The organism is Serratia sp. BNK-17, from assembly GCF_048684935.1.
GTDB lineage: Bacteria > Pseudomonadota > Gammaproteobacteria > Enterobacterales > Enterobacteriaceae > Serratia > Serratia nematodiphila.
Genome location: NZ_JBLQTR010000001.1, coordinates 1557770 through 1581854, shown reverse-complemented (window position 1 = coordinate 1581854; position 24085 = coordinate 1557770). Strand labels below are relative to the sequence as shown.

22 protein-coding genes are annotated in these 24085 nt (G+C 63.1%); 13 read left to right on the top strand and 9 right to left on the bottom strand.

Annotation, left to right across the window (positions count from 1 at the left end; translation table 11 throughout):
* Positions 1-75: 75 nt before the first annotated feature.
* Positions 76-747 (bottom strand): 6-hydroxyaminopurine reductase, encoded by a 672-nt coding sequence (yiiM, locus tag ACMGF7_RS07600; RefSeq protein ID WP_420286410.1) that lies wholly within the window; start codon positions 745-747, stop codon positions 76-78.
* A 131-nt stretch (positions 748-878) separates the two neighbouring features.
* Between yiiM and ACMGF7_RS07595 the strand changes: the two genes are divergently transcribed.
* Positions 879-1493, top strand: a complete 615-nt coding sequence (locus ACMGF7_RS07595; RefSeq protein WP_015376170.1) for a histidine phosphatase family protein — start codon at positions 879-881, stop codon at positions 1491-1493.
* Positions 1494-1525: 32 nt separating this feature from the next.
* Here the strand turns inward: ACMGF7_RS07595 and ACMGF7_RS07590 are convergent, their stop codons facing one another.
* Positions 1526-3454 carry a methyl-accepting chemotaxis protein gene (locus tag ACMGF7_RS07590; RefSeq protein ID WP_164095884.1) on the bottom strand — a complete coding sequence of 643 codons (1929 nt, stop codon included), beginning with the start codon at positions 3452-3454 and terminating at the stop codon, positions 1526-1528.
* A gap of 125 nt (positions 3455-3579) precedes the next feature.
* Entirely contained in the window at positions 3580-4200 is a 621-nt protein-coding gene (sodA, locus tag ACMGF7_RS07585; RefSeq protein ID WP_004934003.1) for a superoxide dismutase [Mn], read from the bottom strand.
* Positions 4201-4616: 416 nt separating this feature from the next.
* Between sodA and fdnG the strand changes: the two genes are divergently transcribed.
* The 8 genes from fdnG (at position 4617) to selB (ending at position 14863) form a co-directional block, all read left to right on the top strand.
* On the top strand, positions 4617-7664 hold the full coding sequence (fdnG, locus tag ACMGF7_RS07580) for a formate dehydrogenase-N subunit alpha (RefSeq protein WP_103086119.1): 3048 nt from the start codon (positions 4617-4619) through the stop codon (positions 7662-7664).
* Positions 7665-7676: 12 nt separating this feature from the next.
* Entirely contained in the window at positions 7677-8579 is a 903-nt protein-coding gene (fdxH, locus tag ACMGF7_RS07575) for a formate dehydrogenase subunit beta (RefSeq protein ID WP_004934014.1), read from the top strand.
* The gene (gene fdoI, locus ACMGF7_RS07570; RefSeq protein WP_004934017.1) at positions 8576-9211 is read left to right on the top strand and encodes a formate dehydrogenase cytochrome b556 subunit; all 636 of its coding nucleotides are present in this window, start codon (positions 8576-8578) and stop codon (positions 9209-9211) included. The genes fdxH and fdoI overlap by 4 nt, the downstream gene beginning before the upstream one ends.
* Positions 9211-10140: a formate dehydrogenase accessory protein FdhE gene (gene fdhE / locus ACMGF7_RS07565; RefSeq protein ID WP_004934019.1), complete on the top strand. Its 930-nt coding sequence runs from the start codon at positions 9211-9213 to the stop codon at positions 10138-10140. The genes fdoI and fdhE overlap by 1 nt, the downstream gene beginning before the upstream one ends.
* Positions 10141-10254: 114 nt before the next feature.
* Complete coding sequence (locus ACMGF7_RS07560) at positions 10255-10905, top strand: DcrB-related protein (RefSeq protein ID WP_033636562.1); 651 nt, start codon at positions 10255-10257, stop codon at positions 10903-10905.
* Between the two features lie 35 nt (positions 10906-10940).
* Positions 10941-11546 (top strand): glutathione S-transferase, encoded by a 606-nt coding sequence (locus tag ACMGF7_RS07555; RefSeq protein ID WP_197800716.1) that lies wholly within the window; start codon positions 10941-10943, stop codon positions 11544-11546.
* A gap of 69 nt (positions 11547-11615) precedes the next feature.
* Entirely contained in the window at positions 11616-13010 is a 1395-nt protein-coding gene (gene selA, locus ACMGF7_RS07550) for an L-seryl-tRNA(Sec) selenium transferase (RefSeq protein ID WP_164095883.1), read from the top strand.
* Positions 13007-14863, top strand: a complete 1857-nt coding sequence (gene selB, locus ACMGF7_RS07545; RefSeq protein WP_420286409.1) for a selenocysteine-specific translation elongation factor — start codon at positions 13007-13009, stop codon at positions 14861-14863. Before selA ends, selB begins: the two co-directional genes overlap by 4 nt.
* Here selB and ACMGF7_RS07540 read toward each other — a convergent pair.
* Positions 14853-15764, bottom strand: a complete 912-nt coding sequence (locus ACMGF7_RS07540) for a LysR family transcriptional regulator (protein ID WP_049240359.1) — start codon at positions 15762-15764, stop codon at positions 14853-14855. The two genes, selB and ACMGF7_RS07540, sit on opposite strands and share 11 nt — an antisense overlap.
* Positions 15765-15885: 121 nt before the next feature.
* Here ACMGF7_RS07540 and ACMGF7_RS07535 point away from each other — a divergent pair, with 121 nt between their 5' ends.
* Positions 15886-16512 (top strand): LysE family translocator, encoded by a 627-nt coding sequence (locus ACMGF7_RS07535; RefSeq protein WP_049240358.1) that lies wholly within the window; start codon positions 15886-15888, stop codon positions 16510-16512.
* 53 nt (positions 16513-16565) lie between these two features.
* Here the strand turns inward: ACMGF7_RS07535 and ACMGF7_RS07530 are convergent, their stop codons facing one another.
* The gene (locus ACMGF7_RS07530) at positions 16566-17813 is read right to left on the bottom strand and encodes an MFS transporter (RefSeq protein WP_197763951.1); all 1248 of its coding nucleotides are present in this window, start codon (positions 17811-17813) and stop codon (positions 16566-16568) included.
* Positions 17814-18030: 217 nt separating this feature from the next.
* Here ACMGF7_RS07530 and ACMGF7_RS07525 point away from each other — a divergent pair, with 217 nt between their 5' ends.
* Positions 18031-19023, top strand: coding sequence for an acyltransferase (locus tag ACMGF7_RS07525; RefSeq protein ID WP_197800715.1), 993 nt, complete (start codon positions 18031-18033; stop codon positions 19021-19023).
* On the opposite strand, the gene ACMGF7_RS07520 is transcribed toward ACMGF7_RS07525, so the two are convergent.
* From ACMGF7_RS07520 to ACMGF7_RS07510, 3 genes are all read right to left on the bottom strand, one after another.
* On the bottom strand, positions 19018-19941 hold the full coding sequence (locus ACMGF7_RS07520) for a GlxA family transcriptional regulator (RefSeq protein ID WP_164095880.1): 924 nt from the start codon (positions 19939-19941) through the stop codon (positions 19018-19020). The two genes, ACMGF7_RS07525 and ACMGF7_RS07520, sit on opposite strands and share 6 nt — an antisense overlap.
* Before the next feature lie 2 nt (positions 19942-19943).
* Positions 19944-20495, bottom strand: coding sequence for an isochorismatase family protein (locus ACMGF7_RS07515; protein ID WP_004934049.1), 552 nt, complete (start codon positions 20493-20495; stop codon positions 19944-19946).
* A 100-nt stretch (positions 20496-20595) separates the two neighbouring features.
* The gene (locus ACMGF7_RS07510) at positions 20596-21984 is read right to left on the bottom strand and encodes an amidohydrolase family protein (RefSeq protein WP_197800714.1); all 1389 of its coding nucleotides are present in this window, start codon (positions 21982-21984) and stop codon (positions 20596-20598) included.
* A gap of 207 nt (positions 21985-22191) precedes the next feature.
* Between ACMGF7_RS07510 and ACMGF7_RS07505 the strand changes: the two genes are divergently transcribed.
* Both ACMGF7_RS07505 and ACMGF7_RS07500 read left to right on the top strand, forming a co-directional pair.
* Entirely contained in the window at positions 22192-22812 is a 621-nt protein-coding gene (locus ACMGF7_RS07505; RefSeq protein WP_164095878.1) for a nucleotidyltransferase domain-containing protein, read from the top strand.
* The gene (locus tag ACMGF7_RS07500; RefSeq protein ID WP_164095877.1) at positions 22763-23203 is read left to right on the top strand and encodes a DNA-binding protein; all 441 of its coding nucleotides are present in this window, start codon (positions 22763-22765) and stop codon (positions 23201-23203) included. The genes ACMGF7_RS07505 and ACMGF7_RS07500 overlap by 50 nt, the downstream gene beginning before the upstream one ends.
* Before the next feature lie 6 nt (positions 23204-23209).
* On the opposite strand, the gene ACMGF7_RS07495 is transcribed toward ACMGF7_RS07500, so the two are convergent.
* Positions 23210-24064 carry a LysR family transcriptional regulator gene (locus tag ACMGF7_RS07495; protein ID WP_049240351.1) on the bottom strand — a complete coding sequence of 285 codons (855 nt, stop codon included), beginning with the start codon at positions 24062-24064 and terminating at the stop codon, positions 23210-23212.
* Positions 24065-24085 lie beyond the last annotated feature (21 nt).

Here is a 24085-nt window from a genome sequence, read left to right as displayed (position 1 = left end):
CGGCTACAGTATAGGCGGAAGAAAAGGGTTAGCGCGGCATCCGGCGCACGTTTTTCATCTTTTCCGCCCGCGCGTTCAACGGCCGAGCAGGCGGCGATTGAAGTCCTCGAGGCGCCCTTCGGCGAGCCGCGTGAGCATGGTCTTGCTCCAGCTGGCGGAGAGGCCGGCCACCGCCAACAGGCGGCGGTACTGTTCCGCGTCGAACGGCATATGCCAGGCGATGGCGATGGCTTCGGCGACCGTCACGTCGCTGCTGCGCGCCGCCAGCTCCAGCGGACGGTCGCCGCTGACCGCGCCCGGCGACACAACCCGATACAGCCAGCCGCAGCGGCCGCTTTGCTGCATCAGCAGAGAAATATCCTCGATGGCGAAGTGATAGTTGAGCTTGAAGCACGGCGAGCGCGGCTGAGTGACCTGGATCAGCGCCTCGCCCCAGCGGAAGATGTCGCCCATAAACACGTTGTGTTCGGTCAGCCCTTCGGTGGAGAGATTCTCGCCGAAGGCCGGGGCGCAAAATTGCTCCGCCTGCGCCGGAAACTGCTCGCGCCAGTGGGCGTAATGCTCGCGCGGGTAGTGGCACAGCGCGCGGTCCGGCCCGCCGTGATAGCTTTTCTCTGCCTGTTCGTCACCCTCCAGGCCGAGCGGCGTGAGCCGGATGGCGCCATCCACCTGGCGCTTGGCGATGGCGCTGGGGTGCCCGCCCTCATAGGGTTGAATGCTGCCGATGTAAACGTCTGGGTGATGCATGTGCGCCTCCGTGTCTCGCGTCGAGGGCTCAGCATAGCCTGAGTTGTTCCCGTACACTACCCGGCGTTTACCTGTACGGAAGGATGTGTTTTTCCTGTCTATATTTAGGCTTTTATCGTCGAGAAAAAACCATGCGTTTCATTGTATTGAGGCATGCGGAGTCAGAATGGAACCGCTCGGGGATTATTCAGGGGCGAAGTGACAGTCCGCTGACAGAAGAGGGGCGACGTCAAATCGCTGGGCTTGGCGCTCGCTTGCAAATGTTATCGGTCACTTTGTTGATCAGTTCACCGGCTGGCCGGGCTTTTACGACAGCGGAGACGTTGGCTGAGAGATGTGGCTGCACTGTGCAAATGGATAAGCGTTTGCAGGAGCAAGATTTTGGCCGACTGGAAGGATTATCTTATGCGCAGGCCATGCGCGATTATCCTGAAGCGACGCAGTGCCTCTTTGCCGGTAAGGCAGAGGCGTCGGCTCCGGGAGGGGAGAATGCTTATGAGGTTGCCTGGCGCCTGATGGCTTGTCTGTCCGATCTGGCTGTCGATGGACAAAATCAAACGCTTGGTGTGGTTACGCACGGCCATGCTCTGCAGGCACTGATTTGGTGGCTTAAAGGGGCTGACCCGCAGGAGGACCTCCGCAGATACGGTCATCGCAATTGCGGCTACGCAATGCTTGATGCGACCGCCTCTGGTTTTAATTTGTTGAATTGGGGAGTTGCGACCCACCTGTTGCCACAAAGATAGGGCGAGGAACGGATATTCCTCGCCTGATGGCGTCAGAAGGTGGTCCAGTTCTCTTCCGCTGCGGCGTTGGCGGCCGCGGGTTTTACGGCCGGCGCTTTCGGCGCGGCGGCTTTCACGGCGGCGGGTTCGGTCTGCTCCGCCAAACGGAACACCGAAACGCTCTGCAACAGCATGTCGGCCTGCTCTTCCAGCGAATCGGCGGCGGCGGCGGACTCTTCCACCAGCGCGGCGTTCTGCTGAGTGGTATGGTCCATTTCGACGATCGCCTGGCCAATCTGGGCGATGCCGCGCGTCTGTTCATCGGAGGCGGCGGCGATCTCGGCCATGATGTCGCGCACGTGGGTGACCGAGCGGACGATCTGCTCCATGGTATTGCCGGTGCTTTCCACCAGTTCGGTGCCGGTTTTCACCCGGCTGACCGATTCGGCGATCAGCCCTTCGATCTCCTTCGCCGCCTGGGCGCTGCGGCTCGCCAGGCTGCGCACTTCGCTGGCGACCACCGAGAAGCCGCGGCCCTGTTCGCCGGCGCGCGCTGCTTCCACCGCGGCGTTGAGCGCCAGGATGTTGGTCTGGAAGGCAATGCCGTTGATCAGGGTAGTAATTTCGGCGATACGCTGCGAACTGCTGGAAATATCGCGCATGGTGCTGACCACGTTCTCCACCAGCTTGCCGCCCTGTTGCGCGGTCTGCGAGGCGTCGGTGGCCAGCTGATTGGCATGATGGGCGTTGTCGGCGTTCTGTTTCACCGTGGCGGTCAGCTGTTCCATGCTGGCGGCGGTTTCCTCGACCGCCGCCGCCTGCTGCTCGGTGCGGGAAGAGAGATCGGTGTTGCCGGCGGCGATTTCCGCCGAGGCGGTGGAGACCTGGCTGACCCCCATCTGGATCTTCTCAATCATGGTGCGCAGATTTTGGCTCATGGCCGCCACCGCGTTCAGCAACTGCCCCAACTCATCGCGGCGGGTGCTGGTCTGCGCCTGGCGCAGATCGCCGCCGGCGATGCGTTCCGCCATCGCCAGCGTACTTTGCAGCGGACGGGTGATCTGCAGCGTGATGCGCCAGGCGATAAGCACCCCGGCGATGATGGCGATCAGGGTGGTGACGCCCATCTGCAGCTGCGCCAGGTTGATGTTGTTGCGCGTCTGCACCAGCTCGTCCTGCATAAAGGCGTTCACCAGCGTGCCGATCGCCTGCGCGCGTTCGCCGAGCTGCCGGCTGATTTGCTGCTCGTGCTCATAGGCCGGCAGGTAGGCCGCAATGCGGTTTTTGTAATCGTCCAAAGCGGCCAGCAGCGGCTGCAGCTGCGGGCGCTGCGCGTCGCTGACCCGGCGGCTCAGGGCGTTGGCCGCGTCGCGCGCGTCGTCGATGGCCGCCATCAGCGGCGCTTCGGTTTCCTTGTTCAGGCTCAGCAGCAGGCCGCGCGCGCCGTAGCGCACCTGGGTCAGCTTCTGGTTCAGTTGGATGAAGGCCAGTTGCAGATCGCCGTTGGTCAGCTGGCGCTCCACCTGGCTCAGGCTGGCCTGCACTTCCGACATGTTCCAGCTCTGGCGCACGGCGTCTTTCGCCGAGACCGCTTGCTCAAAGACCTTTTGCTGCTGCTGATATTCCCCGATCAGCGTCACCAGACGCTGCAGATCCTTGCGGCTTTGGGCGTCCCAGTCCAGCGCCTGTCCCTGCTCTATCAGTTTGACGGCGTTTTCAATATTGGCGCGGTTGTTCTGCAGATACTCCGGCTGGTAGGTCTGGCCGTACATGGCGCGGTTGTATTTGGCCTGGTTGATCTCCTCGTTCAGCCGGTTGCTGAAGTCGATACGATCGGCGCGGGATTCAATGATATGCAGATATTGCGCTCCGGTGCCGGCGATGACGACCGCCAACAGCAGCAACAGCGCGAAGCCGAGGCCGAGCTTTTTACCTACGGTGAGATGAGTGAACTTTCCTGCCAATGCTTGCAATGCCGCCATAGCGTTTTTCCTTCTCCGGGCGAACGTCAATTGAACAAACCATCGGCAGGAAGTGGTCAAACTTTAGCGGGTTTCAGGCAAAAAAATACCCGCCGGCGGCGGGCATCTTCATCAACAGGGGCGAATTACTTCTTCGCGGCGAAGCGCGCGGCGGCTTCATCCCAGTTGACCACGTTCCAGAACGCCTTGATGTAGTCAGGACGTTTGTTCTGATATTTCAGGTAGTAAGCGTGTTCCCACACGTCCAGGCCGATGATTGGGAAACCGGAAGCGCCGGCGACGGCTTCGCCCATCAGCGGGCTGTCCTGGTTGGCGGTAGACACTACGGCCAGCTTGCCGTCTTTCAGCACCAGCCAGGCCCAACCGGAACCGAAGCGGGTGGCTGCGGCTTTCTCGAACTCTTCCTGGAATTTCTCAACGCTGCCGAAATCGCGCTCGATGGCCGCTTTCAGATCGCCGCCCAGCGTGGTGCCGGTTTTCAGGTTTTTCCAGAAGAAGCTGTGGTTGGCGTGGCCGCCGGCGTTGTTGCGCATGAAGGTGCGTTTGTCGGCAGGCACTTTATCCAGATCCTGGATCAGCTCTTCAACGCTGTATTTGGCCAGCTCAGGGTAGGCTTCCAGCACGGTGTTGGCGTTGTTGACGTAGGTCTGGTGGTGTTTGGTGTGATGGATTTCCATCGTCTGCTTGTCGAAATGCGGTTCCAGTGCGTCGTAAGCGTACGGCAGGGATGGCAGTGAATAACTCATAATCATCATCTCCAGTGGTGTATGGGCGGCGCAAAGGGCGAGCACCGCGTAAGCAGTCGGATCATTATAGTTAATTAAATGATATTGAAAATGATTATCAATGCCCTGTTAACTGTGTGGTTAATGAACAAATCGTTGCGTTAACATGCTGATAGAAGAGGGCGCTGGGGGGCCGCGTCGAACCGCCGCCCCGGCGCGTTGGTTACTCTCTATACTGTAGGGAGCGCCAACGCCGAAATGTATCGAAATGTGCCAATGCGTTCACTGAATGAGCACGAGTGTGTAACAACCACAAGCACGCTGTGGTAATATGGCCGGCGTTCGTAGCAAGCATAACAACAGTGACATTCGCGTTTGCCGCGCTAGCGGGCAGGCGCATTTGAACAATGTGACAATCGAGAGTAAAGGAGACCCCCATGCAGGTCAGCAGAAGGCAGTTCTTTAAGATCTGCGCTGGCGGTATGGCAGGAACGACGGTGGCCGCGCTGGGCTTTGCCCCCGAAGTGGCGTTGGCGGAAACCCGGCAGTACAAACTGCTGCGCGCCCGCGAGACCCGTAATACCTGTACGTATTGTTCCGTCGGCTGTGGGCTGTTGATGTACAGCCTTGGTGATGGCGCCAAAAACGCCAAAGAAAGCATTTTCCATATCGAAGGGGATCCGGATCACCCGGTAAACCGCGGCGCGCTTTGCCCGAAAGGCGCCGGCCTGGTTGACTTCATCCACAGCGAAAGCCGCCTCAAGTACCCGGAATACCGGGCGCCAGGGTCGGACAAATGGCAGCGCATCAGCTGGGACGACGCCTTTACCCGCATCGCCAAGCTGGTGAAGGAAGACCGTGACGCCAACTTCATCAAAACCAACGACCAGGGCGTTACCGTCAACCGCTGGCTGACCACCGGCATGCTGTGCGCCTCGGCCGCCAGCAACGAAACCGGTTTTCTGTCGCAAAAATTTAGTCGCGCTCTCGGCATGCTTGCCGTAGACAACCAGGCGCGTGTCTGACACGGACCAACGGTAGCAAGTCTTGCTCCAACATTTGGTCGCGGTGCGATGACCAACCACTGGGTTGATATCAAGAACGCGAATTTGATTATCGTCATGGGCGGTAATGCGGCGGAAGCGCATCCGGTGGGGTTCCGCTGGGCGATGGAAGCCAAAATACACAACAATGCCAAGCTGATCGTGATCGATCCGCGCTTTACCCGAACCGCATCGGTGGCGGACTTCTACACGCCGATCCGCTCCGGGACCGACATCGCTTTCCTGTCGGGCGTGTTGCTGTATCTGATGACCAACAACAAGTTTAATCGCGAGTACGTCGAGGCCTACACCAACGCCAGCCTGCTGGTGCGGGAAGACTTTGCCTTCGAAGACGGCTTGTTCAGCGGCTACGACGCGGAAAACCGCAAGTACGACAAAACCACCTGGAACTACCAGTTCGACGAGAACGGCTTCGCCAAGCGCGACGTCACGCTGCAGGATCCGCGCTGCGTGTGGAACCTGCTGAAGCAGCACGTGAGCCGCTACACGCCTGACGTGGTGAGCAACATCTGCGGCACGCCGAAGGACGATTTCCTCAAGGTGTGTGAATACATCGCCGAAACCTGCGTGGCGGATAAGACCGCTTCGTTCCTGTACGCCCTGGGCTGGACTCAGCACTCGGTCGGCGCACAGAACATCCGCACCATGGCGATGATCCAGCTGCTGCTCGGCAACATGGGCATGGCGGGCGGCGGCGTCAACGCGCTGCGTGGCCACTCCAACATCCAGGGTCTGACCGATCTCGGCCTGCTGTCGCAGAGCCTGCCGGGCTACCTGACGCTGCCGTCGGAGAAACAGACCGATCTCGAGACCTACCTGAAGGCTAACACGCCGAAGGCGCTGCTGCCGGGCCAGGTGAACTACTGGGGCAACTACCCGAAATTCTTCGTCAGCATGATGAAGACCTTCTACGGCGACAAGGCGCAGAAGGACAACAGCTGGGGCTTTGACTGGTTGCCGAAGTGGGACAAAGGCTACGACGTGCTGCAGTACTTCGAGATGATGGCGCAGGGCAAGGTCAACGGCTACTTCTGCCAGGGCTTTAACCCGGTGGCGTCGTTCCCGAACAAAAACAAGGTGGTGGCTTCGCTGTCCAAGCTGAAGTTCCTGGTGACCATCGATCCGTTGAACACCGAGACCTCCAACTTCTGGCAGAACCACGGCGAGTTCAACGAGGTGGATCCGTCGCAGATCCAGACCGAAGTGTTCCGCCTGCCGTCCACCTGCTTCGCCGAAGAGAACGGCTCGATCGTCAACTCCGGCCGCTGGCTGCAGTGGCACTGGAAAGGCGCGGACGCCCCGGGTGAAGCGCTGAACGACGGCGAGATCCTGGCGGGCATCTTCAGCCGCCTGCGCGAGATGTATGCGCGCGACGGTGGCGCGGTGCCTGAGCAGGTGCTGAACATGACCTGGGACTACCTGACGCCGGACAACCCGGCGCCGGAAGAGGTGGCGCAGGAGAACAACGGCAAGGCGCTGGCGGATCTGCTGGATGCCGACGGCAAAGTGCTGGTGAAAAAAGGCGAACTGCTCAGCTCGTTCGCGCAATTGCGCGACGACGGCACCACCGCCAGCGGCTGCTGGATCTTCGCCGGCAGCTGGACGCCGGCCGGCAACCAGATGGCGCGGCGCGACAACGCCGATCCGTCCGGCCTCGGCAACACGCTGGGCTGGGCCTGGGCATGGCCGCTCAACCGTCGCATTCTGTACAACCGCGCCTCGGCGGATCCGCAGGGCAAACCGTGGGATCCGAAACGCCAGCTGCTCGAGTGGGACGGCGCCAAGTGGGTCGGGGCCGATATCCCGGACTACAGCACCGCCGCGCCGGGCAGCGACGTTGGGCCGTTCATCATGCAACCGGAAGGCATGGGCCGCCTGTTCGCCACCGACAAGATGGCGGAAGGGCCGTTCCCTGAACACTACGAGCCGTTCGAAACGCCGCTCGGCACCAACCCGCTGCACCCGAACGTGGTGTCCAACCCGGCGGCGCGCGTGTTCAAGGACGATCTGGCGGCGATGGGCAAATCCGACAAGTTCCCTTACGTCGGCACCACCTATCGTCTGACCGAGCACTTCCACTACTGGACCAAGCACGCGCGGCTGAACGCCATCGCCCAGCCGGAACAGTTCGTGGAAATCGGCGAAAAGCTGGCGGAGAAGAAGGGCATCAAGCAGGGCGATACCGTGAAAGTCAGCTCCAACCGTGGCTACATCAAGGCCAAGGCGGTGGTGACCAAGCGTATTCGCACGCTGCAGGTGCACGGCCAGGAAGTCGACACCATCGGCATCCCGATCCACTGGGGTTACGAAGGGGTGGCGAAGAAAGGCTTTATCGCCAACACGCTGACGCCGTTCGTCGGCGACGCCAATACGCAAACGCCGGAGTTCAAGGCGTTCCTGGTCAACGTGGAAAAGGTGTAACGGAGACGAATTATGGCCATGCAATCTCAAGACATCATTCGTAAATCCGCCACCAATGGTTTCACGCCGGCGCCGCGCGCCCGTGACCACCAGGAAGAAGTGGCCAAACTGATCGATGTCACCACCTGTATCGGCTGCAAGGCCTGTCAGGTGGCCTGTTCCGAATGGAACGACATCCGCGACGAAGTGGGGCACAACGTCGGGGTGTACGATAACCCCGCCGATCTGACCGCCAAGTCGTGGACGGTGATGCGCTTCTCCGAGGTGGAGGAAAACGGCAAGCTGGAATGGCTGATCCGCAAGGACGGCTGCATGCACTGCGCCGATCCGGGCTGCCTGAAGGCCTGCCCGTCGGAAGGCGCGATCATTCAGTACGCCAACGGCATCGTCGACTTCCAGTCCGAGCACTGCATCGGCTGCGGCTACTGCATCGCCGGCTGCCCGTTCGACGTGCCGCGCATGAACAAGGACGACAACCGGGTGTACAAGTGCACCCTGTGCGTCGACCGCGTGGACGTCGGCCAGGAACCGGCCTGCGTGAAAACTTGCCCGACCGGCGCGATTCACTTCGGCACCAAGGAAGCGATGAAGCAGGTGGCGGCGGATCGCGTCAGCGAGCTGAACACCCGCGGTTACCAGAACGCCGGTCTGTACGATCCGGCGGGGGTGGGCGGCACGCACGTGATGTACGTGTTGCACCACGCCGACAAACCGCAGCTGTACCACGGTTTGCCGGACAACCCGAGCATCAGCCCGGCGGTGACCTTCTGGAAGGGCGTGTGGAAACCCCTGGCGGCCATCGGCTTTGCCGCCACCTTCGCGGCCAGCGTGTTCCACTATGTCGGCGTCGGGCCTAACCGCGTCGAGGATGAGGACGAGCACGACGAGTCGCACGACGAGGAGACGCGCAAATGAGAAAGGAAAAGCCCATTCAGCGTTACAGCGCGCCGGAGCGCATCAACCACTGGATCGTGGCGTTCTGCTTCGTGTTCGCCGCCATCAGCGGGCTGGGGTTCTTCTTCCCCTCCTTCAACTGGCTGATGAACATCTTCGGGACGCCGCAGCTGGCGCGCATTCTGCACCCGTTTGTCGGGGTGATCATGTTCGCCGCGTTCCTGCTGATGTTCCTGCGCTACTGGAAGCACAACCTGATCAACCGGGAAGATATCGTCTGGGCCAAGAACATCCACAAAATCGCCATGAACGAGGAAGTGGGTGATACCGGGCGATATAATTTCGGCCAGAAGTGCGTGTTCTGGGCGGCGATTATCAGCCTGGTGCTGCTGCTGGCCAGCGGAGTGGTGATCTGGCGGCCGTATTTTGCGCCGTCGTTCTCCATTCCGCTGATCCGCATCGCGCTGCTGGTACATTCGCTGGCCGCGGTCGGCCTTATCATCGTGATTATGGTGCACATTTACGCCGCATTGTGGGTAAAAGGCACCATTACCGCGATGGTGGAAGGCTGGGTGCCGGCGGCCTGGGCCAAGAAACATCATCCGCGCTGGTACCGTGAGGTCCGCGAGAAACGACAGGAAGATAAACCCTGATGAGTATCCGCATCGTTCCTAAAGAGCAGTTAGGGGCACAGCGTGAGAAGTCCACAACGGCGGAGAACATCCCGCCGTTACTTTTCGCCAACCTGAAAAGCCTGTACAGCCGCCGCGCCGAACGTCTGCGTCAGCTGGCTGTCGACAACCCGCTGGGTGACTACCTGAACTTCGCCGCCGAGCTGGCGCAGGCGCAGCAGCATGCGCTGCACGATAACCCGCTGGCGCTCGATCTTAGCGAAGCGTTGGCGCAGGGCGCCGCCAGCGGCAAACCGCCGCTCGATCTGAGCGTGTTCCCGCGCAGCGAGCACTGGCGCAAGCTGTTGACGTCGCTGATCGCCGAGCTGCGCCCGCAGGCGCCGGAACACATTCTGGCGGTGCTGGACAACCTGGAGAAGGCCTCGGCGCACGAGCTGGAGCTGATGGCCGACGCCTTGCTCAACCGCGAGTTCGGCAAGGTAGGCAGCGAGAAGGCGCCGTTTCTCTGGGCCGCGCTGTCGCTCTATTGGGCGCAGATGGCCAGCCTGATCCCCGGCAAGGCGCGCGCCGAATACGGCGAGCAGCGCCAGTTCTGCCCGGTGTGCGGCAGCATCCCGGTCTCCAGCATGGTGCACATCGGCACCGTCAACGGCCTGCGCTACCTGCACTGCAACCTGTGCGAAAGCGAATGGCACGTGGTGCGGGTGAAGTGCAGCAACTGCGAGCAGACTCGCGATCTCAACTACTGGTCGCTGGACAGCGAGCAGGCGGCGGTGAAGGCGGAGAGCTGCGGCGACTGCGGCACTTACCTGAAGATCCTCTATCAGGAAAAAGACCCGCAGGTCGAAGCGGTGGCCGACGATCTGGCTTCGCTGGTGCTGGATGCCCGTATGGAAGAAGAAGGCTTCGGCCGCAGCAGCATCAATCCGTTCCTGTTCCCGGCGGAGTAACCGCCCGGCCCCGTTCGCGCGGGGCCGGATGAGCAATTTCAGAACGGGCTTCTGGCAATCGCCCGGGCGAGTTGCTACGTTTAGGCCATAACGCGCCAAGCGAAAGGAACCACGATGTTAAACACCCTGGCAAAACTGACCGCGGTCGCCGTGTTGGCGGTTGGACTGGCGGCCTGCGACAACAAAGACGACACCAAACCGGCGGTGCCGCCGCCGGACACCAAGCCGACCGTGACGCAGCCCGCGCCACCGCCGCCGCCTGCGCCGGTAGAAACCCCGCCCGCGCCGCCGGGGCTGAACGTGTCGCTGCAGAAGGGCAAGATCACCTTCGAGCTGCCGCCGGGCTTTAGCGATCAAACGCTGAACAGCGGCATCATCAACGACAGCACCTCCACCATTCAGCGCTTCCTTGACGGCAAGTCGCGCCAGAGCGCGGTCTCGTCCGAAGTGATCCCGCCGGACGGCATGAAGCTCAACACCAGCGACAAAATGCTGAAAGAGCTGGCGCAGAGCGCCATCACGGTGCTGGCCGAACGCTATCAGAATATCCAGACCACCAAAGAAGAGAACTTCAGCGTCGGCAAACAGAAGTTTCGCCGGGTGGATACCGAACAGACCGTCAACGGGCAAAAGGTGGTCTCCACCCTGGTGTTGACGGTGTTCAACAAGCGGGTGGTGACGTTGCAAATGCTGTCGCCGGCCAAAACGCCGGAAGTGCATCAGGCGCTGGTGCAGCGGATTATCGATACCCTGGCGGTGAAGTAAGGACGCCGCAGCCAGGACGAAGCGGAGGAGACCGGATGAAGCTTATCGGCAGTTACACCAGCCCCTTTGTGCGCAAGATTTCCGTGATGCTGCTGGAGAAGGGGATTGCGTTCGAGTTCGTCAACGATCCGCCGTATGAGCCCGGCAGCCGGGTGAAGGAGTTGAACCCGCTCGCCAAGGTGCCGGTGCTGATCGCCGATGACGGCGAGGTGTTTTACGACTCGCCGGTGGTGGCCGAATACCTCGAGCTGCTGGCGGTGGAGCCGGCGTTTTTGCCGGCCGAACGCGCCGCCGCGTTGCGCGTCCGGCAGGTGGCGGCGTTGGCGGACGGCGTGACCGAAGCGGCGGCGACGCTGTTCCGCGAAAGCCGGCGCGCGCCGGAAAAACAGGACGAAAGCTGGATGCTGCGCCAGCGTGACAAGCTGACGCAGGGTCTGGACGCGCTGGAGGCGCTGGCGCGGGAAAAAGCGTGGCTCAATGCCGAGCGGCTGACGCTGGCGGATATCGCCACCGGCTGCGCGCTGGGCTACCTCAATTTCCGCCGCATCCTGCCCAACTGGTGCGTCGAACGCCCGGCGCTGGTCAAACTGGCCGAACGCCTGTTCGCCCGCGAAAGTTTCGCCCGCACGGCGCCGCCCTGAGCTTTCCTTTCTCCCCGCCGCGGCGGGGTTTTGCTATGCCGATACGTTTAAACTGAAAACCGAGCGACCATGAGCACTGAATCCCACCTTCTTTACAGCCAACTGCCCGCTATCGACCGCCTGCTGCGTGAACCCGCGATTGAACCGCTGGTGGCGCAGCATGGCCAGACGCTGATCGGCGAACTGCTGCGCCGGCTGCAGGCCCAGGCGCGCGACGCGATCAAACAACGGCAACGCTTGCCGGCCTGGTGCGGCGACTGGCCGCAGGCGCTGCGGGACGAGCTGGCCCGGCAGCAACGCCCGGCGTTATTGCCGGTGTTCAACCTCAGCGGCACCGTGCTGCACACCAACCTCGGGCGCGCCCTGCTGGCGCAGCCGGTGAAGGATGCGGTGAACGCGGTGATGGGGGAGGCGGTGACGCTGGAGTACGATCTGGACGGCGCCGGGCGTGGCCATCGCGATCGGGCGGTGGCGAGTCTGCTGTGCCGGCTGACCGGCGCGGAAGACGCCTGCATCGTCAATAACAACGCGGCGGCGGTGCTGCTGATGCTGGCGGCGATCGCCCCCGGCAAAGAGGTGGTGGTGTCGCGCGGCGAGCTGGTGGAAATCGGCGGCGCGTTCCGCATTCCCGACGTGATGCGCCAGGCCGGCTGTCAATTGGTCGAGGTCGGCACCACCAACCGCACTCATCTGAAGGATTACCGCCAGGCCATCAACGAGCAGACTGGCTTGTTAATGAAAGTGCACACCAGCAACTACAGCATTCAGGGCTTTACCGCGGCGGTCGACGAGGCCGAACTGGCGCAGCTCGGGGCCGAACAGGGCGTGCCGACCGCCACCGATCTGGGCAGCGGCTCGCTGATCGATATGGCGCAGTACGGCCTGCCCGCCGAACCGATGCCGCAGCGGCTGCTGGCCGCCGGCGTCGATCTGGTGACGTTCTCCGGCGATAAGCTGCTGGGCGGCCCGCAGGCCGGCATCATCGTCGGCAAAAAGGCGCTGATCGCGCGTTTGCAGCAGCACCCGCTCAAACGCGCGCTGCGCGTCGGCAAGCTGACGCTGGCGGCTCTGGAGGCCACGCTGCGGCTCTATCTGCAGCCGGAAAAACTGGCTGAGCAGCTGCCGACGCTGCGGCTGCTGACCCGCCCGCAGCAGGAGATGCAACAGACGGCCGAGCGGCTGCTGACGGCGCTGACGCCACGGTTCACCACCGATTTCGACCTGCGCGCCGAACCGTGCTGGTCGCAGATCGGCAGCGGTTCGCTGCCGGTGGATCGCCTGCCCAGCTATGCCCTGACCTTCACGCCGCGCGACGGCCGCGGCGCCACGCTGGAAGCGCTGGCCGAACGCTGGCGCTGTCTGCCGCAGCCGGTGATCGGCCGCCTCGGCGACGGCCGGCTGTGGCTGGATCTGCGCTGCCTGGAACAGGAAGGGGCGCTGATCGCAGCGCTGAGCGCATCATGATCATCGCCACCGCCGGCCATGTCGATCATGGCAAAACCACCCTGCTGCAGGCGATCTCCGGGATCAACGCGGATCGCCTGCCGGAAGAAAAGCGCCGCGGCATGACCATCGATCTGGGTTACGCCTACTGGCCGCAGCCGGACGGCCGGGTGCTGGGCTTTATCGACGTGCCCGGCCACGAGAAATTCCTCGCCAACATGCTGGCGGGCGTCGGCGGCATCGATCATGCGTTGCTGGTGGTGGCCTGCGACGACGGCGTGATGGCGCAAACCCGCGAGCATCTGGCGATCCTGCGCCTGAGCGGGCGCCCGGCGCTGACGGTGGCGCTGACCAAGGCCGACCGGGTGGACGCGGCGCGTGTCGATGAAGTGCGCAGCCAGGTGCGCGACGAATTGGCGCGCCAGGGGGGGCCCGATGCGCCGCTGTTCGTGACCGCGGCGGCGGCGGGCGAGGGCATCGAGGCGCTGCGCGCGCATTTGCTGGCGTTGTCGCCCGCTGAACATGCGCTGACGCGCCGTTTTCGCCTGGCGGTAGACCGCGCGTTCAGCGTCAAAGGGGCGGGGCTGGTGGTGACCGGCACCGCGCTCGGCGGCCGGGTGAAGGTGGGGGATACACTGTGGCTGACCGGCGCCGACGCGCCGGTGCGGGTGCGCGGCCTGCATGCCCAGAATCAGACCGTGGAGCAGGCGCAGGCCGGGCAGCGCATTGCGCTTAACATCAGCGGCGATGTCGATAAAGAGCGGGTCGCGCGCGGCGATTGGCTGCTGGCGCAGCGTCCGCACGAAGCGGCGGAACGCATTCTGGTGGCGCTGGAGACGGATCGGCCGATCCGCCATTGGCAGCCGCTGCATCTGCACCATGCCGCCAGCCACATCACCGGGCGCATTTCGTTGCTGAACGACGGGCTGGCGGAACTGATCCTCGATCGTCCGCTGTGGTTGGCGCAGAACGATCGGCTGGTGCTGCGCGATATCGGCGCGCGGCAAACGCTGGGCGCGGCTCGGGTGCTCAGGCTGAATGCGCCCAAGCGCGGCAAGCGTCAGCCGGACTATCTGGCATGGCTGCAGGCCCTGGCGCTGGCGCAGGACGATGCGCAGGCGCTGGCGCTTGAATTGCCGCACGGCGCGCTGTCACTGGCAGCGTTCGCCTGGGCGCGTCAATTGACGGACGATGGCCTGAACGAGCTGCTGGCGAACCGCGATCTGCTGATCGTCGGTGACCGAGCGCTGGCGCAGGATCAGGTGCAACAGGCGGAAAGCCGCCTGCTGCAGGTGCTGGCGGAGTATCACCAACAGCACGCCGATCAGCTGGGCTTAGGGCGCGCCCGCCTGCGGCGCATGGCCCTGCCTCAGCAGCCGGAAACGCTGGTGTTTATGATGATCGATCGGCTGCTGCGGGCCGGCGCGCTGCGCAATACGCGCGGCTGGCTGCACCTGCCGGAACATGGCCTGGCGTTCAGCGCCGAAGAGGCGCCGCTGTGGGCGCGCATCGAACCGCTGTTCGGCGACGAACCCTGGTGGGTGCGCGATCTGGCGAGCGAATTGGGCGAGGAAGAGAGCCGGGTGCGCGCGCTGCTGCGCAAGGCGGCTCAGTTGGGGCATGTGACGGCGGTGGTGGTGGATCGCTACTACCTCAGCCGACGCATCGATCAGTTCGCGGCGCTGATCCGCGAGCTGGATGCGGAGCGCGGGGGCGCCAACGCCGCCGATTTCCGCGATCGGCTCGGCGTCGGGCGCAAGCTGGCGATCCAGGTGCTGGAGTTCTTCGATCGCAGCGGCTTTACCCGCCGCAAGGGCAACGAGCATCTGCTGCGCGACGGCGGGCTGTTCGGTAGCGAGTCCCCTACCCGATAAACCTGACGGCGGCCCGGCTGACGTCGGGCGTTTGGGCGGCGAGAAATGCCTGTAAGCGTTCGATCAGCGGCCGTTTTGCCGATTCTTCCGGCCAAACCAGATAGTAACCGTCGCCGGTGCGCACGGCGACGTCACAAGGCAGCACCAATAATCCCTCCTCAATCGTCCGCAGGCTCAGCGCCAGATCGCCGATCGAGACGCCGTGCCCGGCGATGGCCGCCGCGTTGCCCTGTTCCAGCGAATCAAATACCTGGCCTCGCATGAGATCGATCGGGGCCGCGATGCCGCTTTTCTGCAGCCAGCGCCGCCAGTCGCGCCGATCGGGCGACGGGTGGATCAGCGGGCAGGCGGCGAGATCCCGCTGCCCGTCGGCGAGCAGCGCGGGGGCGCAAATCGGGATCAGCCATTCGTCGAACAGCTTGGCGGCGGCGGTATTGGCGCCAAAATGGCCGTTGCCGAGCAGGATGGCGCAGTCGTAGGGTTCGCTGAAAAAATCCACGCTGTCGATGTCCATCCAGACGCTGGCTGCCTGCACCTCGAACGCCTGCGCCGTTTGCCGGAACCGGCTCAGGCAGTCCAGCAGCCAGCGCAGGGTCAGGGTGGAGGGCGCCTTCAGCCGCAGCAGATCGCGGTGGCTTCTGAACAGCTCGCAGGCTTGCTCGATGCGGCCAAACCCTTGCTGCAGCTCGGCGGCGAAGATTTTCCCCTGCGGCGTGACCTCGATACGCGGGCCGTTGCGCTGGAACAGCCGGCAGCCGAAGTGCTGCTCCAGCGTTTTGATGTGCTTGCTGACCGCGCTCGGGGTGAGATGCAGCTCCTCGGCGGCCAGCGTGAACGAGCCGGTGCGGGCGGCGCTTTCGAAGGCGCGCAGGGCGTAAAGCGGCGGAAGGGAACTGGCCATCGCGGCGTCTCTAATAATGAGTCTGATTCACAGTAAACGACAGGATTACTCCTTTTTCAAGGCGGGGGCGGCGGCATGATAATGGCGCGACGCCAACTGACTGAATGTGAGTGAAATAAAGATGAACCTGTCGTTGCTGGCGGCGTATTTCGCCGCCATTTTGTTGCTGATCGCCACGCCGGGGCCGGTGGTGATGGTGGTGGCCAACACCGCGGCGCGCTTTGGCGCCCGGCGTGCGCTGTTGACCGCGCTGGGCAGCAACGGAGCCTCCTTGTTGCTGATCGGCGTCGCCGCGCTGATTATCACCGGGCTGTTCGCCGTGGATATGCGCTTGCTGCAGTGGATAGGCCTGCTGGGTTGCCTGTTTATCGGCCGTATGGCGATCGTCTCGCTGTATGAGGATTTATCCGCGCGAGCCCCCGATGCGCAGCCCGTTGCGCCGCCGCAAAAACGCTCGGCGATCCTGAATGGTTTTCTGGTGGGCATCGCCAACCCCAAAGACATTATCTTCTTCGTCGCCTTTTTCCCGCAGTTCATCGCCGTCACCCCCTCGATCGGCGCCAGCCTGACGCTGCTGACCGCGCTGTGGGTGCTGGCGGACTTCGCCATTTTGCTGACCTATATCACCCTGCTGTCGGGAACGGCGCTGCAGCGCGCGCGGCGGGCGATCTCTGTCCTGTCTGCGTTGCTGTTGTTGGCGGTGGCGGTGGTGGGAGCGGGGTATGCACTGTGGGGGTTGCTCGGCTGAAGCCGCATAAAAAACGCCGGTCGGGAAACCGGACCGGCGTTTTATCGTTGCGTTTACGCCGCGCCGTTCGGCTGCGGCGTGGGGTCGCCGTTACGGCGTTTGCCGAGGAACAGCGCCACCAGCGTCAGCCAGCACAGGCCGCTGATGAGGTTGAACAGGTTGAACAGCCCGCTGCCGCCCCAGACGTAGGCGACCTTGGCCAGCTCGATGCCGACGGTGAACACCATCATGCTCAGCATGCCCATCGTGGCCGACACTGTGCCCTTGCTGACGTTGCTGGAGAACAGCGTCAGGCGGTACAGCCCGGCGTTGGCCAGGCCAATGCCGAAGGCGTACAGGCTCAGGCCGGCGGTCATCCACAGGTAGGCGTGGCTGGAGAACTGGGTCGCCAGCGCGGCGATCAGCAGCCCCAGCAGCATCGGGCCTGCGCCCAGCTTGATCAGGCGCTCCACGCTGTTTTTGCCGGTCAGGCGTGCCAGCGTCAGGTTGCCGAGGATCAGCGCGCCGAACACCGGGATCTGCAGCAGGCCGTAGTCCAGCGTCGACAGCGACTCGCCGCTGATCAGGATCACCGGCGACTGGGCGATCCAGGCCAGCAGCGGCAGGCTGGCGAAACCGATCGCCAGGGCGCCGCACAGGAAGCGGCGGTTGCCCAGCACCTGGCGGTAGTCGCGCCACAGGTTGGCGGCGGAAAACGCCTCGCCCTGCAGCGTGGCGGTTTCCGGCATCGCTTTCCACAGGCCGTAGAAGGCGATGGCCGCCAGCGCCGCAAACAGCACAAACATGCTCTGCCACGGCGCTACGTGGATTAACGCCGCGCCGGCCAGCGGCCCGAGCAGCGGGGCGATCAGCGCCACGTTAGCCATCAGGGCGGTGATTTTGATGCACACCGCCTCCTCGAACGACTCCTGGATGGTGGCGTAGCCGACCGCGCCGATAAAGCACAGGCCGATGCCCTGCAGGAAACGCATGGCGATAAACTGCTCGATGGTGGTGACCAGCAGGATCGCCAGGCAGGAGACGGTGAAGAACGCCACCCCGGCCAGCATCACCGGGCGACGGCCGCGACGATCCGACAGCGGCCCGAGCAGCCACTGCAGGAAAATGCCGCCGGCCAGATAGGCGGTCATTGAGGTGGGCACCCACTCTTCGCCGGCGTTGAAATCCGCCACGACGGCCAGCATGCCCGGCTGAATCATATCGTTGCCGATATAGGTGGCGAACTCGAACAGCACCAGACAAAGAGGGAATAAAAGCGCCTGCCGGCCCAAACGTGCCGCAGGTGGTAATGTCGTTTTCATATTATTGTACTGATAGTAAAAGAGAAAAAGGAACTGCCAGGGCGGGAAGCGCAAACTGAGCGAGTTGTGGCGGCTATTTTGCCGCCAATTGTTCACCTTCGCAATCATAAGGTGTTGTTTAAGTGCATTCTGATATTTCGCTTTTGGGTTGTTGCCGAACGCCGTGCCCGATAACCTCTTCTTAACATATCAATATGACACAAGATCGGGCGAGCGTTTGAGCGAGAAAATCGGCTGGATAGACAACCTGCGGGCGATGGCGTGCATGATGGTGGTGATGATCCACGCCACCACCTATTACATCACCAACGGCGCGGCGATAGGGTTGCACAACTGGGACATCGCCAACGTGCTGAACTCGCTGTCGCGCGTGTCGGTGCCGCTGTTCTTTATGATTTCCGGCTACCTGTTCTTCGGCGAAAAGAGCGCCGGCCGGCGGCATTTCACCCGCATCATCTGCTGCATTCTGTTCTACAGCGCCATCGCGCTGATCTATATCGCGGCCTTCACCAAGATCGGTTTCTGGCCGTCGCTGCGCGGCATCCTGCAAAAGCCGGTGTTTTACCACCTGTGGTTTTTCTACGCCATCGCGGTGATTTACCTGCTGTCGCCGCTGATCGGCGTTAAACCGGTGTCGCGTCGCTACCTGGCCGCCGCGTTGGTGGTGTTGGCGGCGATCGCCAACCCGAATACCGACAAGCTGGCCTTCGGCAACGCGCACCTGCTGCCGGTTAACCTGTATATCTACGGCGATACCTTCTACTACCTGCTGTATGCGTTGGCCGGGCGGGCGATTGGCATGATGGAGGCGCGCGGGCGCGCCGTGGGCTGGTTGGCGGCGTTAGGATTTGCGCTGTGCGTGGCGCTGATCGCGCGCGGCACCAAGCATCAGCTGTTCATCAACGGCAACTTCGCCGATACTTACTACATCTACAGCGGCCCGCTGGTGTTTATGGCGGCGGTGGCGCTGTTGGTGTGGGTGAAACACTGTTTGCCGCAGCCGATCGGCTGGCTGAGCGTATTTTCCCGCCATTCGCTGGCGATTTACGGTTTTCACGCCCTTATCGTTAACGTGATGCGCAGCCGGCACCTGGATTTCACCGGCCACCCGCTGCTGGATATCTTCTGGGTGTTCGGCGTGGCGCTGGGGCTCAGCCTGCTGCTGTCTGTCGGCCTGCAGCGGCTGGATACCCGCCGGCTGGTGTCATAGCGGCGAGCGCTGGCGCTGCTGGGCGCGGCGCAGCTGCCGCCCGGAAGAAAAACCGGCCGCCAGCGCGGCCTTCTCCAACCCATACCCTTGCTGCAGGCGCTGTTGCGCCACCGCCAACCGCAGCTGCTCATGATATTCCCGTACGCTGATGCCGACGTGGCTGCGAAACAGCCGCGCCAGATGGCGGCTGCTGACGTGCGCCTTCTCCGCCACCTGCGGCACCGACCAGTCGGCTTCCGGCTCGGCGGCCATCACGTCCTGCGCGCGGTGCACCGCCGGGTGCAGGTGGTTGCGGTAACGCAGCCAGGGCGACAGTTGCGGATCGTCGCCGGCGCGGCGGAAATAAACCACCATGTCGCGTGCGACGTCGCGCGCCCGGCCGGAGCCGCAGTGACGGTGAACCAGATGCAGCGCCAAATCGATGCCGGTGGTGATGCCCGCGCTGGTGTAGACGCCGCGGTCTTCGACGAAGATGCGGTTCTCTTTCACCTGCGCCGCCGGCGCCTGCAGGCGGATGCGTTCGATGACGTCGTGGTGGGTGGTGCACTGATAGCCGTCGAGCAGCCCGGCCTGCGCCGCCAGCAGCGCGCCGGAACAGATGCACACCAGGGTGATGCGCTGCTGCTGCAGATCGGGCCGCAGCGTCGCCAGCCAGCGGCGGGCCTGCTCGGCCTCTTCACCGGCGAAATAGCGCTGCGAATCGCCGACGCCCGGCAGCACCAGAATGGCGCCGTCTTCCAGGCGTTCGGGCAACGGCTGCAGGCCGCTCAGCGTCATGCCGATGGAGCAGACGACCTGCGGCGCCGGGCTGAGGTAACACAGGCTGAACGACCCGGCGAGGCGCAGGGTTTCCGCCGGGCCGCTGACGTCGAGCGACAGCACGTTGGGCAACAGCAGAAAATAGACGGCCTGCGGCATGGTTACTCCTGTGCGAGTTGCGCCAGCGCCTCATCCACGCTGGCGATGCGGGCGAAACGATCGACCAGTACGGTTTCAGTATGCCGCTTCAGCTGCGCGGGGGTAAAGACTTCACCGTCGGGATGGCGCATCGGGAAGGTCAGCGTCGCCTCGGTGACGAAGGTCACCCGATAACCGAGATCGGACGCCACCCGGGTGGTGGTTTCACAGCACTGTTCGGTGCGGATGCCGGAGATGATCAGGTGGTTGATATCCCGCTCGCGCAGCCAGGCGTCGAGGCCGGATTCGGTCAGCGCATTGTGTACATGCTTATGCACGGTGATATCCGCCTGGTGGGTGAGGAACGGCAGGCGCTGCACGTGGCCTGAAGCCAGCGAGAACGGCCCCTGCGGCGAGACGTGCAGCACGTCGACCAGCGCCGCGCCGCGTTGCTGACAGCCCGCGATCAGACGGGTCAGCGCCTGTTGAAACGCCGGCAGATCGTCCTCCTGCCAGAATGGACGGTGCTGGAATGATTGCTGGACATCGATGATCAATAACGCGCTCTGTGACATTTTCGGCCCTCCGCCAGTGTGTGTAGCGACCATATTGCGCCGTTCATTACTCTGGCAGAAGGCCAAAAACGGCCATCATGATGACAACAGCGGACCGACCTTAGGCTTTGCTCACCTGGCCAGCCACCAGGCGCCCCTGATGGAAGGTGGCGCTGCGCGCCGGCAGGCGGGCGACCGCCTCGGCGGAACAGCTGGCGTTGACCAGCACGAACTCGGCGGCATCGCCGGCTTTCGGCCAGGCGCGCTGGCCCTTATCGTCCAGCGGCAGCACGCCGCCGGTGGCGATGGCCATGGCGCGCGACAGGTGATACTCGTCGGATCCGCGGTACAGCTGGGCGTACAGGTTGGCCTTTTCCAGGATGTCGCCGGTGCCGAACGGCGACCAGTGGTCGATCACGCTGTCGGTGCCGGTCATCACGAACACCCCTTTCTCGCTGAGCTGCGGCAGCGGCATCATCAGGCTGCCGATCGGCACCGTGGAGGCGATGGTGATCTGCTGCGCCGCCAGCCGGGTGGCGGTTTCCGCCAGTTCGCCCGGCGTCAGCGTGGTCAGGGCGAAAGCGTGGCTGATGGTGACCTTGCCGCGCAGCGCCGGGTTTTGCTCCACGGTGGCGATCATGTAGTTGATGGCGGCGACCCCGGCCGGGCTGGTTTCATGCAGGTGGATATCCACGCCTTTGCCGGTATCGAGGGCGATCTGGAACATGGCGTCCAGCGATTTCTCCATCGCGCCGTCGACGTTGGTCGGATCGAGCCCGCCGACGTACTGCACGCCCATCTGCATCGCTTCGCGCATCAGCGCATCGACTTTGGAGTGCAGCAGGCCGTGCTGCGGGAAGGCGACGATTTCACAGCTGAAGTCCGCCCGGTGGTTTTCCAGCGCGCGCTGCAGGTGCTCCAGGCTTTTCAGGCCGCTGACCGGATCGATATTGCAGTGGCTGCGCGCCACGGTGCTGCCTTTGGACTGCAGCAGGGCGATCAGATTTTCCGCCCGCTGCTGCGAGGTGGGCAGCAGTTTCGGGATCAGCGTCTGCTCCAGCGCGATCATGTCCATGATGGTTTTGCCCTGGCGCGGGCGCGGCGCCTGCCACGGGCCGCTGTAGAAGGTTTTGTCCAGGTGGATGTGCATATCGCGAAACGCCGGCAGCAGCAGCCGGCCCTGTGCCTGATAGCGGGGCACGCCGGCGGGCAACGCGGCGTTGGCGGCGTGAATGGCGGCGATCTTGCCGTCTTTGATCTCAAGCGTGTACAGCGCGGTGCGGGTGCCGATCACCGTGTCGCCGTCGTATTCAAAGCCGTCTTCCAGCCGCACCTCGCTCAGGCAGTAGTGGCGATCGGTCAGGGTCATCGGCGTTGGCGCACACTGCTCGCTGCCAGGAGACGCGGCCTGTGCCACGCCACCGGTCAGGCCGATCACCGCGCAGGCGGTGGTGAGTTTGCCGGTTTGGCTGAGGAAGGCTCTGCGGCCCGGTTGTTGAGGGTTTTCCACGTTCGGTTCCTTAATCCAGAGGTGAGGGAGTGAAAACATCCCCCAATTTAGGAGAGGAAGCGGCCGGTTGGCAGCGACATTTGCCACTGGTGACTATTCGATTTGGTAATGACCGGCGCCCATCGGTTGAATGGCTTTCCTGGTTTGCTCTTTCGTAGCTTTAATAGCTACATTTGTAGTCATTAAAGCTACATTGAGGTTAGCGTGATGCACGATCCGATGCTCGAACTGCTGTTCAGCGAATACCGTAGAAAAGTGCTAAGCCTGCTGTTTATTGAGCCCGGGCGAGCGTTTCACGTGCGGGAAATTGCGCGGCGTACCGCAACTCAGGCCGGGACTTTACATAAAGAGTTGAGCAGGCTGGCTGAGGGGGGCATTTTGCTCAGGCAGCGGCAGGGCAACCAAATTTGCTATCAGGCCAACGCTGATTGCCTGATTTTCCCAGAGCTGGCGGCTATTTTCCGCAAGGTTTGCGGGCCGGCGGAGCGCTTAAGGCAGACATTGGCAGAGTTTGGCGCAGCTATTGAACGGGCCTTTATTTTTGGTTCCGTCGCCAGTGGCAAAGCGACGGCGGCCAGTGATATCGATGTGTTGATCGTCGGTAAACTGTCTTTTGCGGATGTGGTTCAGGCGGTTTACCCGCTGCAGGAAACGCTGGGTCGGGAAATTAACCCCAAACTGTACTCGCCGGAAGAGTGGCGGGCGGCTTTGGTCGAGAACTCCGCGTTTATACAGGACATTATGCAGAAACCCCAACTTTGGATTGCGGGAGACAAGGATGACGCTGGACAATCTGGTCGGGCTGGGACTGGAGGTGATAACGCCTGACGCAGGGGCGATTAAAAAATTGCTGGCCGCCGCCGCGCGCAACCGACGCGATGCGGGTATCACTCAGCTCAGCAATGAGAGCCGTTTCGACACGGCATATAAGGTGATCATGCAAATGGCTAATGCCGCTTTACAAGCCAAGGGGTACCGTACGCTGACCAGCAAACCCGGTCATCACCAGACCATGATCCAAACGTTGCCGCTCACCGTAGGGTTGCCGCGCGAGGCAATGATCTGCCTGGATGCATTGCGAAAACAGCGCAATGTGGCGGATTACTCCGGCGATTTGGTGACGGACGCGGCGGTACAGGCTTGCCTTGAGCAGACCAAAGCGCTGTGGGTACGGATTATCGACTGGCTGCAGCGTGAATACCCGCCGATAGTGGCGTAAGCGATCTCACTTCAACCCGCAAAACACCGCCAGCCGCTGGGCCAGCGCCAGCGTGGCGGCGGGGGCGCCGTCGCGGTAGTAGAGCGCCAGTTCGAAGCTGTCTATCGGCGGCAATCCTTCGGCTTCGCCCAGCACCCGATGCGCGGGCAGACGGCAGCCGGCCGGCAGCAGGGTGACGCCCAGCCCGGCAGCGGAGGCGGCGGTTAACGCCGCCAGGCTGGCGCTGCTGTAGCCGATGCGCCAGCGTTTGCCGAGGTTGTCGAGCGCCTGGCACAGCTCGTCGCGGTACAGGCCGCTGAGCGGAAACACCGCCAGTGGCACCGGCGATTGCTCGATGGCCGGGAAGGCCAGGCTGTCCAGCCACAGCAGCGGTTCCGGCCGCGCGGCGCGCGGCGGTTGCCGGCGGCGCTGCTTCACCAGGATCAGATCCAGCTCTTCACGCGCGTAGGCGCTGTGCAGATCGGCGCTCAGGCCGCTGGCGACGTCCAGCCGCAGGTGCGGGTGCTCGCGGCTGAATTCCGCCAGCAGCTCGGTGGTGGGCACGGCGAAATCTTCCGGCATACCGATCCGCAGCACGCCGTCGCGCCAGATGCCGGTCAGCGCGTCGTGGGCTTCTTCATTCAGCGCGATGATGCGGCGCGCGTAGCTCAACAACTTGACGCCTTCTTCGGTCAGCAGCACCTGATGCGAGGAGCGTTCAAACAGCGGCTTGCCCAGCATCTCTTCCAGCCGGCGCACCTGCTGGCTGACGGTGGACTGCGACAAGAACACCCGCTCTGCGGCGCGGGTGAAGCTGTTGCTGTCGCACACGGCGACGAAGCTGAGCAGCAGCTGCGGATTGAACATCGGGTAGCGATTCATTTTCCCACTGTTGGCTATTTT

Bases quoted from the DNA above. Each gene is read 5' to 3' on its own strand.
- yiiM (WP_420286410.1), bottom strand. From the start codon at position 747: ATGCATCACCCAGACGTTTACATCGGCAGCATTCAACCCTATGAGGGC.
- ACMGF7_RS07595 (WP_015376170.1), top strand. From the start codon at position 879: ATGCGTTTCATTGTATTGAGGCATGCGGAGTCAGAATGGAACCGCTCG.
- ACMGF7_RS07590 (WP_164095884.1), bottom strand. From the start codon at position 3,454: ATGGCGGCATTGCAAGCATTGGCAGGAAAGTTCACTCATCTCACCGTA.
- sodA (WP_004934003.1), bottom strand. From the start codon at position 4,200: ATGAGTTATTCACTGCCATCCCTGCCGTACGCTTACGACGCACTGGAA.
- fdxH (WP_004934014.1), top strand. From the start codon at position 7,677: ATGGCCATGCAATCTCAAGACATCATTCGTAAATCCGCCACCAATGGT.
- fdoI (WP_004934017.1), top strand. From the start codon at position 8,576: ATGAGAAAGGAAAAGCCCATTCAGCGTTACAGCGCGCCGGAGCGCATC.
- fdhE (WP_004934019.1), top strand. From the start codon at position 9,211: ATGAGTATCCGCATCGTTCCTAAAGAGCAGTTAGGGGCACAGCGTGAG.
- ACMGF7_RS07560 (WP_033636562.1), top strand. From the start codon at position 10,255: ATGTTAAACACCCTGGCAAAACTGACCGCGGTCGCCGTGTTGGCGGTT.
- ACMGF7_RS07555 (WP_197800716.1), top strand. From the start codon at position 10,941: ATGAAGCTTATCGGCAGTTACACCAGCCCCTTTGTGCGCAAGATTTCC.
- selA (WP_164095883.1), top strand. From the start codon at position 11,616: ATGAGCACTGAATCCCACCTTCTTTACAGCCAACTGCCCGCTATCGAC.
- selB (WP_420286409.1), top strand. From the start codon at position 13,007: ATGATCATCGCCACCGCCGGCCATGTCGATCATGGCAAAACCACCCTG.
- ACMGF7_RS07540 (WP_049240359.1), bottom strand. From the start codon at position 15,764: ATGGCCAGTTCCCTTCCGCCGCTTTACGCCCTGCGCGCCTTCGAAAGC.
- ACMGF7_RS07535 (WP_049240358.1), top strand. From the start codon at position 15,886: ATGAACCTGTCGTTGCTGGCGGCGTATTTCGCCGCCATTTTGTTGCTG.
- ACMGF7_RS07530 (WP_197763951.1), bottom strand. From the start codon at position 17,813: ATGAAAACGACATTACCACCTGCGGCACGTTTGGGCCGGCAGGCGCTT.
- ACMGF7_RS07520 (WP_164095880.1), bottom strand. From the start codon at position 19,941: ATGCCGCAGGCCGTCTATTTTCTGCTGTTGCCCAACGTGCTGTCGCTC.
- ACMGF7_RS07515 (WP_004934049.1), bottom strand. From the start codon at position 20,495: ATGTCACAGAGCGCGTTATTGATCATCGATGTCCAGCAATCATTCCAG.
- ACMGF7_RS07505 (WP_164095878.1), top strand. From the start codon at position 22,192: ATGCACGATCCGATGCTCGAACTGCTGTTCAGCGAATACCGTAGAAAA.
- ACMGF7_RS07500 (WP_164095877.1), top strand. From the start codon at position 22,763: ATGACGCTGGACAATCTGGTCGGGCTGGGACTGGAGGTGATAACGCCT.
- ACMGF7_RS07495 (WP_049240351.1), bottom strand. From the start codon at position 24,064: ATGAATCGCTACCCGATGTTCAATCCGCAGCTGCTGCTCAGCTTCGTC.